General features: G+C 60.3%; 19 protein-coding genes. 11 read left to right on the forward strand and 8 right to left on the reverse strand.

Going from position 1 to position 18,497, the window contains the following annotated elements:
* Positions 1–52: 52 nt before the first annotated feature.
* Positions 53–1,237 carry a lanthanide ABC transporter ABC transporter substrate-binding protein PedA1 gene (locus tag GSQ88_RS05635; protein WP_174247924.1) on the reverse strand — a complete coding sequence of 395 codons (1,185 nt, stop codon included), beginning with the start codon at positions 1,235–1,237 and terminating at the stop codon, positions 53–55.
* Between the two features lie 324 nt (positions 1,238–1,561).
* Between GSQ88_RS05635 and GSQ88_RS05640 the strand changes: the two genes are divergently transcribed.
* Positions 1,562–2,545 (forward strand): PQQ-dependent catabolism-associated beta-propeller protein, encoded by a 984-nt coding sequence (locus GSQ88_RS05640; RefSeq protein ID WP_159006406.1) that lies wholly within the window; start codon positions 1,562–1,564, stop codon positions 2,543–2,545.
* Positions 2,546–2,568: 23 nt separating this feature from the next.
* On the opposite strand, the gene GSQ88_RS05645 is transcribed toward GSQ88_RS05640, so the two are convergent.
* Positions 2,569–2,775, reverse strand: coding sequence for a hypothetical protein (locus GSQ88_RS05645; protein ID WP_502706697.1), 207 nt, complete (start codon positions 2,773–2,775; stop codon positions 2,569–2,571).
* A gap of 185 nt (positions 2,776–2,960) precedes the next feature.
* Between GSQ88_RS05645 and fghA the strand changes: the two genes are divergently transcribed.
* Positions 2,961–3,806, forward strand: coding sequence for an S-formylglutathione hydrolase (gene fghA, locus GSQ88_RS05650; RefSeq protein ID WP_159006407.1), 846 nt, complete (start codon positions 2,961–2,963; stop codon positions 3,804–3,806).
* Positions 3,807–4,100: 294 nt separating this feature from the next.
* On the forward strand, positions 4,101–4,460 hold the full coding sequence (locus GSQ88_RS05655) for a hypothetical protein (RefSeq protein ID WP_159006408.1): 360 nt from the start codon (positions 4,101–4,103) through the stop codon (positions 4,458–4,460).
* 15 nt (positions 4,461–4,475) lie between these two features.
* Here GSQ88_RS05655 and GSQ88_RS05660 read toward each other — a convergent pair whose 3' ends face one another.
* Positions 4,476–5,693, reverse strand: a complete 1,218-nt coding sequence (locus GSQ88_RS05660; RefSeq protein ID WP_246735069.1) for a DUF6662 family protein — start codon at positions 5,691–5,693, stop codon at positions 4,476–4,478.
* On the opposite strand from GSQ88_RS05660, the gene GSQ88_RS05665 reads away from it, so the two are divergent.
* Genes GSQ88_RS05665 through GSQ88_RS05675 form a run of 3 tightly spaced genes read left to right on the forward strand, consistent with a single transcriptional unit; the run spans position 5,679 to position 7,998 of the window.
* Positions 5,679–6,533, forward strand: a complete 855-nt coding sequence (locus GSQ88_RS05665) for an ABC transporter substrate-binding protein (protein ID WP_246735070.1) — start codon at positions 5,679–5,681, stop codon at positions 6,531–6,533. The two genes, GSQ88_RS05660 and GSQ88_RS05665, sit on opposite strands and share 15 nt — an antisense overlap.
* A gap of 6 nt (positions 6,534–6,539) precedes the next feature.
* Entirely contained in the window at positions 6,540–7,277 is a 738-nt protein-coding gene (locus GSQ88_RS05670; RefSeq protein WP_159006411.1) for an ABC transporter permease, read from the forward strand.
* The gene (locus GSQ88_RS05675) at positions 7,237–7,998 is read left to right on the forward strand and encodes an ABC transporter ATP-binding protein (RefSeq protein WP_159006412.1); all 762 of its coding nucleotides are present in this window, start codon (positions 7,237–7,239) and stop codon (positions 7,996–7,998) included. Before GSQ88_RS05670 ends, GSQ88_RS05675 begins: the two co-directional genes overlap by 41 nt.
* A gap of 107 nt (positions 7,999–8,105) precedes the next feature.
* Here GSQ88_RS05675 and GSQ88_RS05680 read toward each other — a convergent pair whose 3' ends face one another.
* Positions 8,106–8,726 (reverse strand): response regulator transcription factor, encoded by a 621-nt coding sequence (locus GSQ88_RS05680; RefSeq protein WP_159006413.1) that lies wholly within the window; start codon positions 8,724–8,726, stop codon positions 8,106–8,108.
* A gap of 186 nt (positions 8,727–8,912) precedes the next feature.
* Here GSQ88_RS05680 and GSQ88_RS05685 point away from each other — a divergent pair, with 186 nt between their 5' ends.
* The 3 genes from GSQ88_RS05685 (at position 8,913) to GSQ88_RS05695 (ending at position 13,456) form a co-directional block, all read left to right on the forward strand.
* Complete coding sequence (locus GSQ88_RS05685) at positions 8,913–10,316, forward strand: ATP-binding protein (RefSeq protein ID WP_159006428.1); 1,404 nt, start codon at positions 8,913–8,915, stop codon at positions 10,314–10,316.
* A 125-nt stretch (positions 10,317–10,441) separates the two neighbouring features.
* Positions 10,442–10,840 (forward strand): lanmodulin LanM, encoded by a 399-nt coding sequence (gene lanM, locus GSQ88_RS05690; protein WP_159006414.1) that lies wholly within the window; start codon positions 10,442–10,444, stop codon positions 10,838–10,840.
* 198 nt (positions 10,841–11,038) lie between these two features.
* Positions 11,039–13,456 carry a TonB-dependent receptor gene (locus tag GSQ88_RS05695; RefSeq protein ID WP_159006415.1) on the forward strand — a complete coding sequence of 806 codons (2,418 nt, stop codon included), beginning with the start codon at positions 11,039–11,041 and terminating at the stop codon, positions 13,454–13,456.
* A gap of 27 nt (positions 13,457–13,483) precedes the next feature.
* Here GSQ88_RS05695 and GSQ88_RS05700 read toward each other — a convergent pair whose 3' ends face one another.
* Entirely contained in the window at positions 13,484–14,344 is an 861-nt protein-coding gene (locus tag GSQ88_RS05700) for a lanthanide ABC transporter permease protein PedC (RefSeq protein ID WP_159006416.1), read from the reverse strand.
* Positions 14,341–15,117: a lanthanide ABC transporter ATP-binding protein PedB/LutE gene (locus GSQ88_RS05705; protein ID WP_246735071.1), complete on the reverse strand. Its 777-nt coding sequence runs from the start codon at positions 15,115–15,117 to the stop codon at positions 14,341–14,343. The genes GSQ88_RS05700 and GSQ88_RS05705 overlap by 4 nt, the downstream gene beginning before the upstream one ends.
* 402 nt (positions 15,118–15,519) lie before the next feature.
* On the opposite strand from GSQ88_RS05705, the gene GSQ88_RS05710 reads away from it, so the two are divergent.
* Both GSQ88_RS05710 and GSQ88_RS05715 read left to right on the forward strand, forming a co-directional pair.
* Positions 15,520–15,861, forward strand: coding sequence for a c-type cytochrome (locus GSQ88_RS05710; RefSeq protein WP_159006429.1), 342 nt, complete (start codon positions 15,520–15,522; stop codon positions 15,859–15,861).
* A 70-nt stretch (positions 15,862–15,931) separates the two neighbouring features.
* The gene (locus tag GSQ88_RS05715) at positions 15,932–16,285 is read left to right on the forward strand and encodes a hypothetical protein (RefSeq protein ID WP_159006418.1); all 354 of its coding nucleotides are present in this window, start codon (positions 15,932–15,934) and stop codon (positions 16,283–16,285) included.
* Between the two features lie 213 nt (positions 16,286–16,498).
* On the opposite strand, the gene GSQ88_RS05720 is transcribed toward GSQ88_RS05715, so the two are convergent.
* Positions 16,499–17,314, reverse strand: a complete 816-nt coding sequence (locus GSQ88_RS05720; protein WP_159006430.1) for a quinoprotein dehydrogenase-associated SoxYZ-like carrier — start codon at positions 17,312–17,314, stop codon at positions 16,499–16,501.
* A 107-nt stretch (positions 17,315–17,421) separates the two neighbouring features.
* Positions 17,422–18,453 carry a quinoprotein relay system zinc metallohydrolase 2 gene (locus GSQ88_RS05725; protein WP_159006431.1) on the reverse strand — a complete coding sequence of 344 codons (1,032 nt, stop codon included), beginning with the start codon at positions 18,451–18,453 and terminating at the stop codon, positions 17,422–17,424.
* Positions 18,454–18,497 lie beyond the last annotated feature (44 nt).

Genomic DNA, 18,497 nt, shown 5'->3' on the forward strand with positions numbered 1-18,497 from the left:
ATAAAACCGCCTCGACGTCGGCCTCATGAAGACGTTTGAGCGAATGCTTTATTTATTTGAGCGAGCATTTGGTTTCGGGACGATCAAGACCGAGCGTATCGAGCGTCGATACCTGATGAAGGAAGCCTTCCTGCGGCGACACCGATACGGTGTTTCTGCCGTCGAACAGCAGGATCGGCTGCCGCAACTGCAGGTTCCAGTCGCGCAGCGTCAGCTTTTGTCCCTTGAAAGCCGCGACCGAGAATTCGGGGCTCTTGATGTAGGCGAGCATCTTGGCCGGATCGCCGGATCCGGCCCGGCTCGCGGCTTCGCCGACCATGCGAACCGCTGTCCAGACCTGCATGTCGTGCGCCGTCATCGAACGCTGGAACGTCTTGGTGAAACGGTTCTGCAACTGCACGGCGCCCCATTGATCGAAGCCCGCATCCCAGGTGGTCGGAACCAGTCCGGCAGAGCCCGCGACCGGACGCGGGTCCCAGGTCCGGTACGGCAAATAGCCGGCAAAGACCTCGCTTTCGTCGGCTGCGACCAACACATCGTGGTCCGGCGCGCCTTGTGTCACCACCGGCATCTGCTGCTGGATCTCGGCGACACCGCTGTCGGTGCGACGCGCGCCGCCGCTATCCTTGAATACCCGCTCCTCGACGATTTTGGCGCCGAACCGTGTCGCGGCATGGCGCAACGCGTCGGCGAACAGCGCGTCGTTTTCGTGCGAACCCGTCATCAGCATCCATTTGCGCCACTTTTTCCAGACCAGATATTGCGCCAGCGCGTCGGCCAGCATGGAGCGTGTGGGCGCGACATGGATCACATTGGCGCGACAATCCTGTTCGCGCAGGCGCTCGTCGAGCGCGAGCGCATTGATCAAGGTCACGCCGCGCGCCTTGCCGGCATCCGCCGTCTTCAGCAGGCGGTCCGCATCGAGACTCGCGACGATAAAGGATGCTCCCTGGTCGGCGAGCGCGTTCATGGCCGCGACCGGATCCTCTTTCTCGTCGACCAGTTTCTCGATCAGCGTATATCGCTGATTGAGGAAGCGGCCGGTCGTATTGTCGTCGTCGACCGCCAATTGCGCGCCGGCAAGCCCGTCATTGGCGGCCGGCACATCGATCAACGATATCCGGATCCGCGAAGGCGCCTGGCGAAGGTAGCCGATCTTGATTTCCAGCGGTTGATCCGACAACGCGGTTCCGCTCAAGGCGATGAGTGCAAAGACACCGATCAGAAGCCGAAGCAAATCAAGCCTCCAATGCGACGTTCGGTAATGCCACGTTCGGACGTTTGACGATGAATAGCACCAATGACTCGATTGCGCTGCAGCATCGCCGGTCATGTCGTCCTGTGGTCATGTCGTCCTGTTTGAGCTTTCAGGCTACCCTATTTATCGTCCGACGCAAGGAAGGCAAAAAATCGGTCGGCAAAAATCCGTCGCTGGGTTCTAAGCGCTACGATTGTCTATTGCGCGCAAAGGCGTCAAATAGATCACGAAATAACACCGCCAGAGTAACGTCGTTCAGATTCGATCGACACAAACTGGACCTGACAGGTTGGAGAACGCCATATGTTGGATTTGCACCGGATCGCGGCAACCATTCTTTCCCTGTTCGTGTTCCTATTCTCGTTCGATCCGGCCTTTGCCTTCCTCGCCTATGTCTCCAATGAGAAGGGTAATTCGATCTCGGTGGTCGATACCGACAAGATGGAGACGGTCGCAACCATCAAGACCGGGCAACGGCCTCGCGGCATCGAAGTCACCCGCGACGGCAAATTCGTCTTTGTCGCGCTCGGCGACGACGACAAGATCGAGATGTTCGGCACCAAGAACCGCGACGATGCCGGCGAATTGCCGTCCGGCCCGGATCCCGAGCAGTTTGCGCTCGATCCCGCCGGAAAGTTCCTCTACGTCGCCAACGAAAACGACGCGATGGTGACCATCATCGACATGGAAAAGCGCACCGCCGTCGGCCAGGTATCGGTCGGCACCGAACCCGAGGGCATGGCGGTCAGCCCGGATTCCAAGATGCTGGTATGCACATCCGAGACGACCAGCATGGTTCATTTCATCGATACCGCGAGCCACGAAGTGGTCGGCAACCTGCTTGTCGGTTCGCGGCCACGCTTCTCCGCCTACAAGGCCGACGGATCGGAATTGTGGGTCACTTCGGAAATCGGCGGCGGCCTTGCCATCATCGATCCGGCGACGCGGCAGCTCAAGCAGACCGTCACGTTTGAAATCCCCGGCCTGCGGTCCGAGGCGATCCAGCCGGTCGGCATCAATATCACCAAGGACGGCAAACTCGGCTTCATCGATCTGGGGCCTGCCAATCGGGTCGCCGTGGTCGATGGCGTGACCCACGCCGTCTTGAAATACCTGCTGGTCGGACAGCGCGTCTGGCACGGCGCCTTTACGCCCGACGAGAAATACCTGCTGGTCGCCAACGGCGTTTCGAACGACGTCTCGGTGATCGACGTCGCGGCTCAGAAGGTCATCAAATCGATTCAGGTCGGCGAATTACCCTGGGGCGTAGCCTTCGGACCGAATTGAGGAATCGCAGATGCTTCCCCGAACTAGATCCGCCGCTTCTCGTGGCCGGGGTAGTCACAGCTCCATTTTTTGGCCATCCATTCCGGATGGTTGCCGATCCACTCGGCGATATAGGGCTGCGCAGCCATCATGCACTGCTGGATCGAACCGTCGAAGGTGAACTGGAGATATTTTTCTTCGCAATTGGCCGGGTTGGCGATGGCGCAGACCGTCAGGATGATTTCGATCATTCCCAGTGCCCTCGAGCTGAAACTCGAAAATGTTACGCCGGATTCGCGCTCGCGTCTCGAATTTCGGCAATGAATTTCTCGTTCCGCGGTTCCATACCTTCGTCATCACGCCCGCGATTGTCTATCGTAGGCCACCCTGACCTCTGATAATCATCGCGTCCTTGCAGCGCTGGAGCTTGAAAATCATGACCCTCGAAACCGTTTCGCTGAACAGGTCGCATGAAGGTGTGCAGGGCGTTTACAAGCACGCCAGCCGCGAAACCAAGACGTCCATGACCTTTTCGGTGTATGTGCCGCCGCATCAAGCCGGCGCCAAGCTGCCGGTGGTTTGGTATCTGTCGGGCCTCACCTGCACGCACGCCAATGTCACGGACAAGGGTGAATTTCGCCGGGCCTGCGCCCAGCTGGGCCTGGTGTTTGTTGCGCCGGACACCAGCCCTCGCGGCGAAGGCGTCCCTGGCGATCCCGCCAGCGCCTATGATTTCGGACTTGGCGCCGGCTTCTATGTCGACGCCACGCAACGGCCATTTGCCGACAATTATCGGATGTGGAGCTATGTGACGGAAGAGCTTCCCGAATTGATCGCCGGGCATTTTCCGGTCGATACCGGGCGGCAATCGATCCTCGGTCACTCGATGGGCGGTCATGGCGCGCTCACGATTGCCTTGCGCCATCCCGGGCGTTATCGCGCCGCCAGCGCTTTTTCGCCGATCGTTGCGCCATCCCAAGTGCCATGGGGGATCAAGGCGCTGGGCGGATATCTCGGCGATGCGCGCGCGGCCTGGCGCAAGCACGACACGGTCGCATTGATCGAGGACGGCGCGCGCTTTTCCGATTTATTGGTCGATTACGGCGACGCCGATCAATTCCTGACCGAACAGCTTCGCCCCGAGCTTTTGCAAGCCGCGTGCGAGCAGGCCGGCATTCCGCTGATCCTTCGCCGCCAGGCCGGCTATGACCACAGCTATTACTTCGTATCGACATTCATGGAAGACCATCTCCGCTGGCACGCCGCGCGATTGAACCGATGATCGCGCCATCGCCAATCGTTCGGTCGGATCGGGTTGCGGCGGTTCGCCCGCTGGTGTCATAGATCTCGAAGGGAAAGATCGCCGTAGCCGGCGCGGCAGCGGCGACGCCTGTCAAAGTCGGGATACAGAAAACAACGGCAGAAATCCGCGCCAGCGTTCCAAAACGCATCATGGTCTCTCTTCGGCCCGCGCGATTGCGGCTGGGATCGCGGATTGATATTAACACCGACGTCAAGCCGTGGCATCGGCGGCATTTCCGATTGACCGCGCGGCATATTCAGGGAGCAACGCAACATGGCCAAAGCGGCTATTCTTAAAGCAGCTATTTCAGCAGCAGCTTTCATTTTGGCTTTGGTGCCGATGGACGCCTCGGCAAAGGACACCCAGTTCTGGAACCTGACCGCCAACACGATTACGTCGCTGCAGCTTTCGCCGCCCGGCAAGAATGAATGGGGCCGCAACCAGACCGACAATGATAACGATCATACGGTTGACCATGACGAGCGCCTGAAAATTACCGGCACGGAAGCCGGAATTTACGACGTCAAATTTGTCGACAAGCGCGGACGGACCTGCGTTGTCCCGAACGTTCCGATCAAGGCCGGTGCGATCTTCTCGATCGATGAAAAGGAGTTGAAGGACTGCGCCAAATAGCCGCTATCGCACCCTTCAAAAATTGACGCCAAACAAAAGGCGCGCCTGCTGCCGCTCGAAATCAACGAGGTCGAGCGAGCCGGCGGTCGCGGTGGCATGACCGGCGATCTGCGCGCTCCATGCCAGCGTCATCCACGCACGCTCGGAGAATTTGACGTAAAGCGTCGGCCCCATGAAAAAGCCTTGTCCGGCCAGCGTATCGAGCGTGAACCCGTCATACTGGCGCAAATAGCGGGTTTCGCCGCCAACGAAAATTCCCGAAGAGACCTGCGCCATAACACCAAATGCAATCCCTGCCGTGGATTCCTGCGACCAGGTTCCGGTCAGGTTGGTACGCATGGTGTCGGGTTGATAAAGCAGGTTGAAGGCCGCAACGACGCGGTCCGGAATGATTTCCCAGTCAGCCGCCGCGACGAAGTCGACGCCATATTGGTTGACGGGTTGACCTGTGATGTCGTCGGCCCGCCCCCAATGCGGCTCGCCGCCGATCGCAAAGCCGAACGGCGCAGATGCACGATCAAGGAATTGGTAGCGGATGTCGGCAGAAAACCCGCCGAACGCGGTGTAGTGCTGATCGGCAAACCCGCTTACGCCTGTAATGTCATAAGAATTGACCGTGCCGGTAATTTCGGTTCGCAGCTTCGGCATCGGCACGAATTCCATCGACATCGTGCTGGAACCGGCATCATAGGTCCCGGTCTGCTTCGAAAATCGTCCGGTTACCGATCCCTCCAATTCTTTTTCGCCGACGTTGCCCACATCGCTTCCGATGGTGAAGCCGAACAGATGCTCGGTCTCGATCGGTTCGGCGCGGGCGCCGCCCGGAACCAGCGCAAACACAAGCAACAGCCAGCATCCCGCGGTACGTCGCCGCTGCGCTGCCGAAACAAGCCGTCCCGATGTCTGCGACACCGCCATCGAAGCATCCCGCCCGCGCGTGGGCTTTGCCGCACTGCACTCAAATCGATCCCAACCGAGCTTACCATTCTGCATCGGAATTGCCATTTCATCCCGAACAGCAATGGGAGTTAATGGCAACTTGGCTGTTGCTTTGGCGGATAGACAGTGTGGATAATTTCCCGCATGAATGCGGAAGTGAGAACAATATCCGGAATTCTCGTGGCGCTGTGCCTCGCGGTTGGAGCCACTCCAGCGCCGGCCGCGGAAACTTTGCGCATCGGCCTGCAAAGCACCGGCACATTCGCCTGGCAACTGGACGTGATCCGCCGCCACGGTCTTGCCGACAATGCCGGGCTGGATTTGAAAATCAGCGAATTCGCTTCGCCGGATGCCGGCAAGCTCGCGATCAACGGCGGCTCGGTCGATCTCGCCGTCGTCGATTGGCTTTGGGTCGCCCGGGCGCGGGCTCTCGGCGCGAAACTGTTGTTCTATCCCTATTCCAGTGCCGTCGGCGCCATCATGGTGAAGCGCGATTCGCCGTTGCGCGGCATTGCGGATCTGAGGGGGCACGTTCTCGGCATAGCGGGCGGCCCGCTCGACAAAAGCTGGCTGATCGTGCAGGCCGCCGCGACCCGCCAGGGTATCAATCTCAAGCACGACACGACCCTTGCCTATGGCGCGCCGCCACTGATGTCGCAAAAGCTGCAGCAGGGCGAAGCCGACGCGAGCCTCAATTTCTGGAATTTCTGCGCCAGCCTGGAAGCGCAGGGTTACCGCCGCCTCTTCGAGGTGCGCGACGCCGAGGCCGCACTTGGGTTGACCGAACCGGTCGCCTTGATCGGCTACGTGTTTTCCGAGCAATTCGCAGCCCAGCACCGCAGCACGATCGACCGCTTCATCGCGATCGCACATCAGGCCGACGACATCATGCGGCACTCCGACCAGGAGTGGGACGCGCTGCGCCCGCTGATGAATGCCGGGGATGACAATACCTTCAAAGCCTATCGCGACCGCACCCGGGAGGGCATGCCACAGCGGACGATTGCCGCGGAAGCGGCCGATGCCAGCGCGCTGTTCAAGGCACTCGCGAGCACCGGCGGCGCCGAACTGGTAGGCCCCTCGCAAGAACTCGATCCGGGCCTTTACTATCAACCGGACCCGCACGGAGATTGAGCGTTGTTGCCGAGAATTTTTTCGCTGGCTACGCTGATCGTGGTGTGGGCCGTTGCCGCCGCGCTGGCTCAATCGCGGCTGCTCCCCGATCCGCTGACGGTCGGCCGGGCGACGCTGGCCGAGATCCGTTCCGGCGAATTGCCGTTCCAGATGGCCTGCACGCTCGGACGCGTGATCGGCTCGTTCGCGATCGCGATGCTGCTCGGCACCATCGCGGGCTATGCGATGGGGCGGTCGAAAGCCACCGACAGGTTCGCCGATTCATGGCTGATCGTGCTAATCAACATGCCGGCGCTGGTCGTCATCATTTTTGCCTACATCTGGATCGGCCTCAACGAAACCGCGGCGATCCTGGCCGTGGCCATCAACAAACTGCCGAATGTGGTCGTCGTCGTGCGCGAGGGCGCCCGCGCGCTCGATCCGGAGATCGACGAGATGGCGAAAGCCTTTCAATTCACCGCATTCAAAAGGCTCCGTCACGTCGTGATACCGCAACTCGCGCCCTATCTGGCGGCCAGTTCGCGCTCCGGCCTGTCCATCGTTTGGAAGATCGTGCTCGTGGTCGAGTTGATCGGGCGCCCAAACGGCGTAGGGTTCGTGCTGGGTTCGGCATTCTCGCTGTTCGACATGGCCAGGATACTGAGCTATGCGATCTGCTTCATCCTGCTCATGCTTGTGATCGAAAGCTTTTTGGTACAGCCGCTTGAACGACGCGCAAACCGCTGGAGACGCCGCCCCGCTTGAGCTTCGCATCGATGCGAAGCGCTTTCTGTCGAGCGACGGCACGGCGGTCGAGGTCGTTCGCAACCTGGAACTTCGGCTCGAGGCCGGATCGTTCGGTGCGCTGATCGGTCCTTCCGGTTGCGGCAAGACGACGATCCTCAAAATCGCGGCCGGCCTCGATGCCGATTTCCAGGGTCGGCTCCGCACCCCCGGAGCCGGGCGTCTCGGGATCGTCTTTCAGGAGCCTCGTCTGTTGCCGTGGCGCACGGTCGAAGACAACATCCGCCTGGCGCTTCCCGCCGATCAGGCCAACGTCGATCTGGCGGACCTGTTTGGGACTCTCGGCCTCGGTTCGCATCTGGCGCGATATCCGGGTGAATTATCGCTGGGACTGGCGCGGCGCGCAGCGATCGCCCGCGCGTTTGCGATCCGGCCGGATTTCCTGCTGCTTGACGAACCCTTTGTATCGCTCGATGAAGCGGTCGCTATCCGACTACGCAACGAACTCGTGGCGCTGACGACGGCAACGCGGGTAACGACATTGTTGGTGACCCATGATCTGGCGGAAGCCGTGCAATTGGCGGATCGCCTGTTTTTTCTGTCGGACCGGCCGGCACAGATTCTTTTCGAGAAAACATTGCCGCCGCCGCGGGGCACGCGCAGCAAAGACCTCGTCACAGAGATCAGCGAGGAAATGCGGGCGCAGGTGGCGCAGGCCGTGGCCCGCAGCGGGCAAAGCTGACGCTTGAGCCCGGTTCTGATGGAATCAGAACCGGGCTCAAGATTCTTATTTTGACGCGTTTTCTTGACGCGAACCGGTATCCACTTCGCTCGAAAACGCTCTGGAACTCAAGCCAGCCGGCTCTCGATCGCAAAACGCACCAGTTCGGAAGCTGAGCGCAAGCCGAGCTTCTGGCGAATGATCGAAGACGTATTGGCAATCGTCTTGTACGACGAATGCACCAGCCAGGCGATCTCGGAAAGGCTTTTGCCGACGCTCAGCAGCCGCAAGATCTCGATCTCGCGGGGCGTCAATTTCGACAACGGGTTCTGAGCGACTGCGGGTCCCGCGAACGCAAGGCGCCGCGCGATCGCCGCCGGCAGATAGACCTTGCCCTCACCCACTTCCTTGATCGCCTCGACGAGATCGCAAGGGTCTCCGGACTTCGACACATAGCCTTTGGCGCCGACTTCGATCGCGCGCGCGGCGAATACCGGATCGTCATTCATGCTGAACATGATGATTCGCGCCGACTTGTCGAGCGCGAGAATTCGCCGCGCCAGCTCAAACCCTGAAACCGTCGGCAGGTTGATATCGAGCACGCAGACATCGGGCTCTTCGGCCGCAAAGACCCGCTCGCCGCTTTCCGCGTCAGAGGCCTCCAGGATCACGATATCATCGTCGCCGGCAAACAATGTCCGGCAACCCGAAGCCACAATAGGATGATCGTCGACGATCAGAACACGCATCGGCGCTGGTCCAGCCCAGGTTTTTCTTGTTGCGTTGCATCAAACGGAACGGGAAAACTTCCCACCCGCACCGCATTGCCCATCTCGGGCACTTCTGCTGTACGGTTCGGATTAGATAGCCGCGCCTTTTCGCTGTCAACGCTCCTATGTCGGGCATTTGGCGCGGCATGTTTCTGGACAAATGCAATGTGGCAAAAATTATCTTTGCGCGCCCGGCTCAACGCGTTGCTGGCGCTGATTCTTTTGCTGGGCCTGGCGATCAATGTCACGCGACTGGTACTCGAGGCCGGACCACGCGTTCAGGCCGAGGATCAAAGCGTCATACGACTGGCTCGGGAATTCATCGAGACGCTGGTCGTTAGTCTGAATGACACCCCGGACCCCGATGCCCGCTTGACCAAGGTGATCCAGGACCTGAACCGGCTGCGCCACGTCAGCATTACGCGACAGCAGGATACGGCGGAGGTCACGCCCCCGGCGGCGGCCGCGCTCGACGACGATGGTGATGACCCGTCTTCGGTTCCGGCGTGGTTCGTCGCACTGGTTCATCCGGAAAAGACCGCCGTCAATGTTCCAATCACGATCCATGGCAGGCCGGGATCGCTCGTCATCACATCGCATCCGGACGATGAGATGAACGAAATCTGGGACGGGATCGTGACCCAGCTCCTGGTTGGTTCCGCGATCGCGATCACGCTGTTCCTGGTGACGATGGTGGTGGTCAGCCGCGCGCTTGCGCCAATCCAGTCGCTTTCCGGGGCGATGACGAAGATCGAAGCCGGCTTCTATGGCACCCGCGTCAGGCCTGGAGGTTCACCGGAACTCGCGGCGATCTGCTCCAAGCTGAACCATCTTGCGGCCACGTTGGGAGAAGCCGTCGAGGAGAAACGGCAGTTGGCCGAACGCGCCGTCTCGTTGCAGGACGCCGAACGCAAGGAAATTGCCCGCGAGCTGCATGACGAATTTGGACCCTATCTGTTTGCATTGCGGGCACATGGCAGCTCGCTGATGCGAATCGCGGATGCGCGCGAACTGAACAGGGAAGCTTTGCGAAAGCACGGCAGTGTCCTGCTCGAGCAGATCAACGCGTTGCAGCAGTTCAACAGGCGGGTACTTGAAAGGCTGCGGCCGGTTGGATTGGCGGAACTCGGTCTCTCCGAAGCGATCGGCGCCCTGCTGCGCCTGTGGAGCACGTCTCATCCCGAAGTGGTCATCGAAACCGCGATTTCCGAATCGCTTGGCGAGACCGGCGAGACGGCGGAATTGACCATCTATCGCATCATCCAGGAGGCCCTGACCAATGTCTTCCGGCATGCCGGCGCGACACGGGTCGAGATCGTTGTCGAGCCGGCGCGATCTGGCCGACCGGGCGCGGCTCCGGCCGACAGCCAGGCGAGTGTCGTGAGCGTGCGCGACAATGGCGCCGGGCTGCCCGCCGATCACAAACAGGGGTTCGGCCTGATCGGGATGCGAGAACGGGTCCTGGCGCTGGGCGGGACCATGACCGTCCTGTCGACGAATCAGGGGGTTACCGTGGAAGCCCTGGTGCCGAGCGGCATCCCGCCGTTCCACGCCGCGCAGTCCCTGTAGCCGTGCGCCCGCTCTGCATTGACCTGGAGATATGGGAATATTACCGTGAACGCACGGGATGAATATCTCATTATTCTCAGCGGGATGTCCGCTGTGCCCATCGCAATCGGGAAAGGTCACGCACCATGATCACGCGACGCACATTCGTTGGCTCGTTGGCGGTCGGGACGTTGCTCGCCACCGTATTGCCGGTAATGGCTAAATCGAGCCTGATACGTCTGCTGGACACCGACAACGACGGCACCGTCGATCTTGGCGAAGCGAAGGCCGCGGCCTCCGCCCTGTTCGACAAGCTCGAGCGCGACAAGGACGGCACGCTGGACAAACACGAATTGGTGCGGAGATTGTCGGCGAAGGAGTTGGCCGCGGCCGATCCCGACCACGATGGCACGCTCACAAAGGATGAATATCTGGCCCTCGTCGAACAGCGTTTCAGCGCCGCCGATCCGGATCATGATGGGACGCTGGATGCCAAGGAATTGAATAGTCCGGCCGGCAAGGCGCTGTTGCGGCTTCTGCGATAGTAGGAAGTTAGAAGGCGTTGCGGCGACCAATTGCGCTCTGTTCTGCTCCAGTCTCGCGGATCGGGAAATTTTCCCGATCTTTTCGGGATAATTGGCAAGTGAAGTCTGGACCTTTTGTAGCTGGCTGTTTCCAGCCCGCGCACCGATAATCTCCTGTACCCAACCGGCGAAAACAGCCGGTGGGCTGGGGAGTAAGAGATGAGTGCTCGGTACGTATTGGTCGCTTCGATATCGATCGGCCTGCTTGGGGTGAATAATGAAGGCGCGTATGCCCAAGACGCGCCCGGCGCCGCGCAGGCCCTGCCGTCCGTCACGGTGACCGACACAAGGCCCGGCGTTAAGCGCGGACGGGACCAGACTGCGACGCGCAGGGTTCACGCCACACCCACCGTCCCGGTGTATCCGACCACGCCGCTGGCGGGCGGCGACATCGCAACCGACAAGGCTCCCGCCACCTCCAACACCGTTGACGCCAGCCAGATCGCACAGACCGGATCGCTCAGCATCACGGACTCGCTGGTAAAATTCGTGCCCGGAATCATCGTCAACGAAGTGGCCGGCAATCCCTTCCAGCCCGACATACAATTTCGCGGCTTTGTCGCTTCTCCGGTGTCCGGCACACCGCAGGGATTGGCGGTGTATCAGAATGGCGTACGCATCAACGAAGCGTTCGGCGACACCGTCAACTGGGATTTGATTCCGACCGCCGCTATTCAATCGGTCACGTTGGTCACCAACAATCCGGCGTTCGGGTTGAACGCCCTCGGTGGCGCGATCGACGTCAAGATGAAGGATGGTTTCACCTATCACGGCGCCGAAATCGATCTCATGGGCGGCTCGAACGGACGCGTGCAGAGTTCGGCGCAATGGGGCCAGCAGTACGGTGATTATTCCGTCTATGGTGCACTCGAAGGCGTGCACGATGACGGCTTTCGCAATTTTTCGGCCTCTAACATCCGGCGCTTCTACGGCGACATCGGCTACAGAAACGATCAGGCTGAATTTCATATGAATATCGGCGCAGCCGCCAATGATTTCGGCGCCGCCGCGACCGTGCCGGCCGAACTGCTGCAGCAATTCTGGGGCGCGACCTACACCACGCCACAGACCTCAAGCAACAAGGTTGAGTATCTCAATTTGACCGGAAAGGTCGAGGTCTCGCCGACCTGGACGGTCGACGGCGTCGCGCATGTCCGGATCTTCGACCAACACACCCAGGACGGCAATCCGACCGGAGCGCAGCCTTGCGACGATCCGACGCTGCTTTGCTTTGGTGATAGCAGCACGCCGGCCAATGGCTTGAATGGAGCGCAACTCGCGAACCCGTTCGACCCGAGCGCCGTGCTGGGAGAAAACGATCGAACGTCGACCTATACCAAGACGTTTGGATTCTCGGTACAGGCGACCAATACCGACCAATTATTTGGACACGACAACCACTTTGTGATCGGTACCAGCTACGACTATAGCTCCTCGCATTTCCTCGCCAGCGCAGAGCTGGGGACGATCCAATCCAACTACGTGCTCGCGGGTTCCAACATCTTCCTCGGCGATTCCGGCTCTCCGGTTTCGGACGGTCCGGTCGATCTTCGCAGCACCAACCAATATACCGGGGTCTACGCGCTCGACACCTTTGACGTCACCAACAGGTTCGCGATCACGGGCGGCGGTCGTTTCAACGTGGCCAATATCAATCTGCAGGACCAGCTCGGCACCGCGCTGAACGGCAGCGACACCTACACCCGTTTCAATCCGATCATCGGAGGCACCCTCAAGATCACCTCCGGACTGACGGCCTATGCCGGCTACTCCGAGGCAAATCGCGCACCGACCCCGCTCGAATTGGGATGCGCGGATCCGGCGAATCCCTGCATCATCGCCTCGTTCCTGGTTTCCGACCCGCCATTGAAGCAGGTCGTATCGCACACCGTGGAGGCCGGCTTCCGCGGCACCGACGAGATCAGCCTCGGCACCATCAACTGGAAACTGGGCGCGTACCGCGCCGACAATTCCGATGACATCCTCGACATCCCCAGCACAGTCCTGCAAGGGTTCGGCTATTTCCAGAATGTCGGCTCGACCCGCCGGCAGGGTATCGAGGCCGAGTTCAGCTTGAAGTCGAACAAGCTGCAGTTCAACGCCAGCTACACGTTCGTCGACGCGCGCTTCCTCAATGCCGTACAACTTGGCTCGAACAGCCCCTTTGCCGATGCCAACGGCAACATCCAGGTGATGCCCGGCGACAAAATTCCGGCTGTCCCACGCAACCGGCTGAAAGCGGGCATCGACTATGCTTTCACCGACCAGTTCAGGGCCGGCGGTGATGTGCTTTACGTCGGCAGCCAGTATTTCGTTGGCGATGAATCCAACCAATTCCCGCAGTTGCCGTCCTACACTGTCGTCAACCTGCATGCGTCCTATCAGGTCACCAAGAACGTCCAGATCTATGCGCGCGCCAACAACGTCCTCAACAATCTGTATGCGAGCTATGGAACGTTCTTCGATACCGGCGCGCTGCCTAACTTCGCCAATGGCGGCGCATCGTTCAGCGACCCGCGTTCGCTCAGCCCGGCGCAGCCGCGCGCTTTCTACACCGGCATGAAGGTCACGTTCTAAAGCGGCATTAAGAGAGCGTCCCGGCGGTCAACCCGCCGGGCCGCCGCGGCGGGCCAGGAAGCCACGGCCCGGGTCGTACGCCAGGATCGCGCCGAACAGAAACACCACGGTACAACCGACCACGACCGCTAGCGAAACCCACGCGACCTGCTCGTACAGCGCGAAGCGAATCAGTTCGGTGGCGTGGGTGAACGGATTGAGTTCGCAGATGTAATACAGCAGCGGGCTGGATTCCTTGACGCGCCATAGCGGGTAGAGCGCGGACGAGGCAAAGAACATCGGAAAAATCACGAAGTTCATGACGCCCGCGAAATTCTCCAGCTGCTTGATCAGCGACGAGATCAGCATTCCCAGCGCGCCCAGCATGAAGCCGCTGAGAAGCAGCGCCGGCAACAGCGCCAGATAACCCAGATGGGGCGGTTCGATTTCCCAGAACCACGCAATCAGCAGGAAGGCATAGGCCTGCAGCACCGAGACCAGCGTGCCTGCCAGAAGTTTCGAGGTCAGCAACCACCAGCGCGGGAACGGGCTGACCAGCAGCGTCCGCATTCCGCCGGTTTCGCGGTCATAGACCATCGTCAGCGACGATTGCATGCCGTTGAAAAGCTGGATCATCGCGATCAAGCCAGGCGCGATATAGACCTCGTACAGCACGTAAGTCTCGTAGGGTGGAATGATCGAGACGCCCAGCACCTGGCGAAACCCGGCGGCAAAAATGAAAAGCCAGACCAGCGGGCGCACCAGCGCTGAGATGAAACGTTCGCGCTGGTGGATGAAACGCAAGGCTTCGCGCCAGACGATGCCCTTGAGGCAGATGAAATACTGCGCCAGCGAGAAGCGGTGCCTGCCGGTGACCTGTTGGTCCGTCGTCTGAACGATAGCCGTCATCTGGCCGTCTCCAGTTCGCCGAGATCGGCGCCGCCGGTCAACCGGTTGAACGCCTCGCGCAGATCGGCGCCGCCGGATCGGCCGACGACATCGCTGACCGGGCCATGCGCGAGCACGCTGCCTTTGTGAAGCACCACGACATCATCACCCGCTCCTGCTTCGTCGATGAGATGCGTCGCCCAGAGCACGCCGATGCCGTCGTCGATCGATAGCCGGCGAACATGGTCGAGGATATCGGCGCGCGCCTTGATGTCGAGGCCGACCGTTGGTTCGTCGAGCAGAAGCAGCCGGGGCTGGTGCAGCAAGGCGCGCGCAATCTCGATCCGGCGCATCTGCCCGATCGAAAGATTTCCGACCCGGTCGGTGCTGCGGTCGGCCATGGTGACGCGATCGAGCACCTGGGCGATAAGCTCGTTGGCGCGCTTGCTGGCGATGCCGTGCAGCGCCGCGTGATACATCAGGTTCTGGCGAACCGAAATATCGATATCGAGCGCACGCGACTGAAACACCACGCCGAGCTTGCTCAGGGCCGCGCCCGGCTCGCTCGCGACATCATGACCGAAAATCCGGATTTGACCCGAGCGAATGGCATAGAGGCGCGTGATCAACGAAAACAAGGTCGACTTTCCGGCGCCGTTCAATCCCAGCAGCACCGTAAACGACGACGGCCGAACGGTCAGGCTGACATCGTTCAGTGCGACCCGTGCGCCATAACGATGGCTGACGCGATCGACTTCAAGCGCCGGGGTCTGATTGGGATCGAATGGTTTCATGACCATTGCCAAAAGCCGCGTCGCCATCCGCGACTCCGGCGGGCCGACATATCAGAGCCTCATGTGTCGCGTTGCCGACCGTCGCTGCATTGCATCATGCCGATCATCTTCGCCGCACGAACTTCGAAAGTTCGGTGCTGGCCATTTAACCCACTGTGTTCCCCGCGGCAAGGTCTGTCGGCAAAGGCGCGTCGTGCTGTGAGCTACGACGAAAAGCTAGCGTCATCTGCCGATGCCCTGTCGCAGCCGAGCTTGACCCCCCTTGTTGATCCTGACAAATTATTCGATGACTGTTGTGAACATTCGTCCAGACACAAAACCAAGGGATGAGACCGGGTGACAAATCTTCGGGTTTATTTTTTCGCGGCATGGTCCGTGTCCGGCTTGGCGTTGTTGGGTTCGATGGGCGCCGCAAACGCCCAGGATGCAGCGCTTGGCGAGAAGGTGTTCCTCAAATGCAAGGCATGCCACCAGATTGGCGAAGGCGCCAAGAATGCGGTCGGCCCGGTGCTGAACGGCGTGGTGGGCCGCAAGGCTGGCGTTTATCCGGACTATTCCTACAGCGATGCCAACAAGAATTCCGGCATTACCTGGGATGAGGCCACCCTGAAGGAATATCTGAAAAACCCTCGCGCCAAGGTTCCCGGAACCAAGATGATCTTCCCCGGCTTGACCAAGGACGACGACATCGACAATGCCATCGCCTATCTCAAGCAATTCGGGGCCGACGGCAAGAAGTCGTGATCGGACCGGCAAGCGCAAAATTTCGCTGCGTTGGCGTGCTGGGCGACGAAAGGCGCTGACGATGGTTCGCATGCACCCCTTGTTCCAATCCTGTGTCCTGGTGGCGATCCTGGTCGTCGCCGCGGCTGCGCGCGCAAAGGCTGACGATCTCAACGACTATCCGACGTCGGCGCGCGCGGACTATGTCTTCGGGTGCATGAAGGCCAACGGTGAAACGCCGGAATTGTTGCAGAAATGCTCCTGCTCGATCGACGTGATTGCCTCGATCATTCCATATGATGGCTACGTGGCGGCTGAAACAATTCTCTCGATGTCCCAGGTCTCCGGCCCGGTCGGCTCCGAATTTCGATCGACCGAACCCGCCAGGCTGTCGCTGCAGGAATTCCGTCGGGCACAGGCGGAAGCAGAAATTCGCTGCTTCTGATCGGACAAGACTTCCGATTGGACAAGACTGCACGACTTGTCCGGGCAAGACTTGTCTGAGAGAGAAATCAGCCCGCAGCTTCTTCCTGCGCGGAGGACGCCGGCCTCGCGCAGAGAAAACCCATTAAAACAAAAGATTAGAGCCCCATTCGGATTCGATCGGAACGGGGCTCTTGCCTGAGAGAGAAATGCCGAAGCGAGAAATCCGGGTTCGTTACAGCATCGACTTTTCAATCGGCCATTCGCCCCTGAACACATGCTTGTCCGTATCGACGGCTTCGACGCGGAAATCCGCCGCGCCGTTGGGCTTGTAGTTGAAGCGGATATTCGGATCTTCCGAGATCGCGATGCCGCCATCGATCGTGACCATGAGCTCGTCGCCCTGCCAGATCTTCAAATTATCGATAAAGAACGGCGGGATGTATCCCCGGGTCAGCTGGTCCATCTGCAATCCGGAATTCTGCGGGTGACGCAGCATGATCTGGGCCTCCGGCGTCGGACTGGCCTCGGAGCGGAACGTGCGGAATTTCATCTGGCCGAGCACCGATCTGGTGGCGTCGGCATTCGAGGACGCCGGTGCCGAGCAGCCACCCGATGCTTTCACGAACGTCTTGACGCCATAGAGCTTACCGTCGCTGAGTTCGGCGACGAGCCGAACATAGGAATAGGTGTTGACCCGTACACGTACTGAAATCGAGGTCAGGCCGGAACGCGGCCCGATTGCGAACGTACCGGCGACAGGTGCGGGATTTTCGTCGATGACGAGCGTCAGCGATTGCAGCGTGCGCTTGTCGTCGGGCGAGAAGTTGACATGCATGCCGATCGGCACGACAGCGGCGTCCTCCGCACGGCGGGGCGCATCGAGAATCACAAGGCCGGTGCCATCCAGAACAGGACGGTCCTTGAAGATGTCGCCCTTGATGCTGTTCCAGGTTTCTTCCGACGGCTGGTCCTGGGTGGCGGCGGCCTGAGCGTTGGCCCGCGACGAGCCAGCTAAGTTCAGCGGTCCCGCCAGACACAGCGCCGCCATCAGGGCCGGGACAATCGCCTTTGGAAAAATCGACATGGTCGAATTCCATTTCCACAATGAGAGAGGAACAAAATCTATCCGAAAACGCCCTGTGCAGCAAGGCGCGGTCATTCCCACTCAAGTTCGCCATACGCCGCGATGACGTTGCGCGAACCGTATTCGTCGAACAGTTTCCAGTGCGATTGCTGGCTGCGTCCGGCCGTTTGTGCCGCCTCGGCAAGCGGTACGCCCCGGGCAATCAGACCGCGCACTTCCTTGGCAAGGCTTTCTAAATAGCCTTGCTCGTCGGCAACGGCGCCACGCCAATCGGAAACGACCGGTCCATGTCCGGGAACAACCCGCTCGGCGGGAAGGCGCAACAGTTCCGAAAGGTCGGCCAGAAAGCCGCGGATACTGCCGTCGATGACCGGCAGATGCTCGACGAACAGCAGATCGCCGGCAAACAGCGTGGAACTTGTGTCGTCGAACACCGTAAGGTCGTTATCGGTATGCCCGGGTGACCACGTCTTCAGCGTCAGCACACGCTTGCCAAGGTCGATCCGCAGTTCACCGTCGACCAGCAGCGTGGGCGGCACGATCTTCACCTCGTCCATCAGGGCATCACCCAGCACGCTGCGAAATGACTTGAGATAATATTCGCCCCGCGCCGTCAGCGCGCGCGGCAGGTTCTTGTGTCCGACAAAAACCGTCCCCTCGCGTGCGAACGCCGCGTTGCCGAAAATGTGATCGGGATGAACATGGGTGTTGATGACATAGCGAACAGGCTTCGGCGTCACCGCGCGGATCGCCGCAAGCAGGCGCGCGCCTTCGTGCGCGCTGCCACCGGTATCGATCACGGCCACCGCATCGTCGCCGACGACGAAGCCGACATTGGCCGCATCACCCTCATTGGCCTCGGTCATCATATCGATATTGCCGACGTGAACGTAGACACCCGGCGCGATCTCGGAGATCGGCAGCGGCGGCGTCGGATTCTTCTGTTGTGCACTGCAATCGTCCGGGGCCAGAACTAAAGCGCAGATCACGGCGAGAACAATACCGACCAAGCGAAGAACTTTGGCGCTGCGCCGATGAAAACAGAAACCGCGGATAGCCCGACACGTTAAAGGATTACGCTGAGCCGCCGGTTTATTGTCCATGTGGGCGTTCCGATGCGATGTCACCAATCTTCGGGTTCCCGTTC

The sequence above is a fragment of the Bradyrhizobium sp. S69 genome (assembly GCF_009766005.1).
GTDB lineage: Bacteria > Pseudomonadota > Alphaproteobacteria > Rhizobiales > Xanthobacteraceae > Bradyrhizobium.

Coding starts and splice junctions, on each gene's coding strand:
- GSQ88_RS05640 (WP_159006406.1), top strand. CDS start 1,562: ATGTTGGATTTGCACCGGATCGCGGCAACCATTCTTTCCCTGTTCGTG.
- GSQ88_RS05645 (WP_502706697.1), bottom strand. CDS start 2,775: ATGATCGAAATCATCCTGACGGTCTGCGCCATCGCCAACCCGGCCAAT.
- fghA (WP_159006407.1), top strand. CDS start 2,961: ATGACCCTCGAAACCGTTTCGCTGAACAGGTCGCATGAAGGTGTGCAG.
- GSQ88_RS05655 (WP_159006408.1), top strand. CDS start 4,101: ATGGCCAAAGCGGCTATTCTTAAAGCAGCTATTTCAGCAGCAGCTTTC.
- GSQ88_RS05680 (WP_159006413.1), bottom strand. CDS start 8,726: ATGCGTGTTCTGATCGTCGACGATCATCCTATTGTGGCTTCGGGTTGC.
- GSQ88_RS05685 (WP_159006428.1), top strand. CDS start 8,913: ATGTGGCAAAAATTATCTTTGCGCGCCCGGCTCAACGCGTTGCTGGCG.
- lanM (WP_159006414.1), top strand. CDS start 10,442: ATGATCACGCGACGCACATTCGTTGGCTCGTTGGCGGTCGGGACGTTG.
- GSQ88_RS05695 (WP_159006415.1), top strand. CDS start 11,039: ATGAGTGCTCGGTACGTATTGGTCGCTTCGATATCGATCGGCCTGCTT.
- GSQ88_RS05700 (WP_159006416.1), bottom strand. CDS start 14,344: ATGACGGCTATCGTTCAGACGACGGACCAACAGGTCACCGGCAGGCAC.
- GSQ88_RS05705 (WP_246735071.1), bottom strand. CDS start 15,117: ATGAAACCATTCGATCCCAATCAGACCCCGGCGCTTGAAGTCGATCGC.
- GSQ88_RS05710 (WP_159006429.1), top strand. CDS start 15,520: ATGGGCGCCGCAAACGCCCAGGATGCAGCGCTTGGCGAGAAGGTGTTC.
- GSQ88_RS05715 (WP_159006418.1), top strand. CDS start 15,932: ATGCACCCCTTGTTCCAATCCTGTGTCCTGGTGGCGATCCTGGTCGTC.
- GSQ88_RS05720 (WP_159006430.1), bottom strand. CDS start 17,314: ATGGCGGCGCTGTGTCTGGCGGGACCGCTGAACTTAGCTGGCTCGTCG.
- GSQ88_RS05725 (WP_159006431.1), bottom strand. CDS start 18,453: ATGGACAATAAACCGGCGGCTCAGCGTAATCCTTTAACGTGTCGGGCT.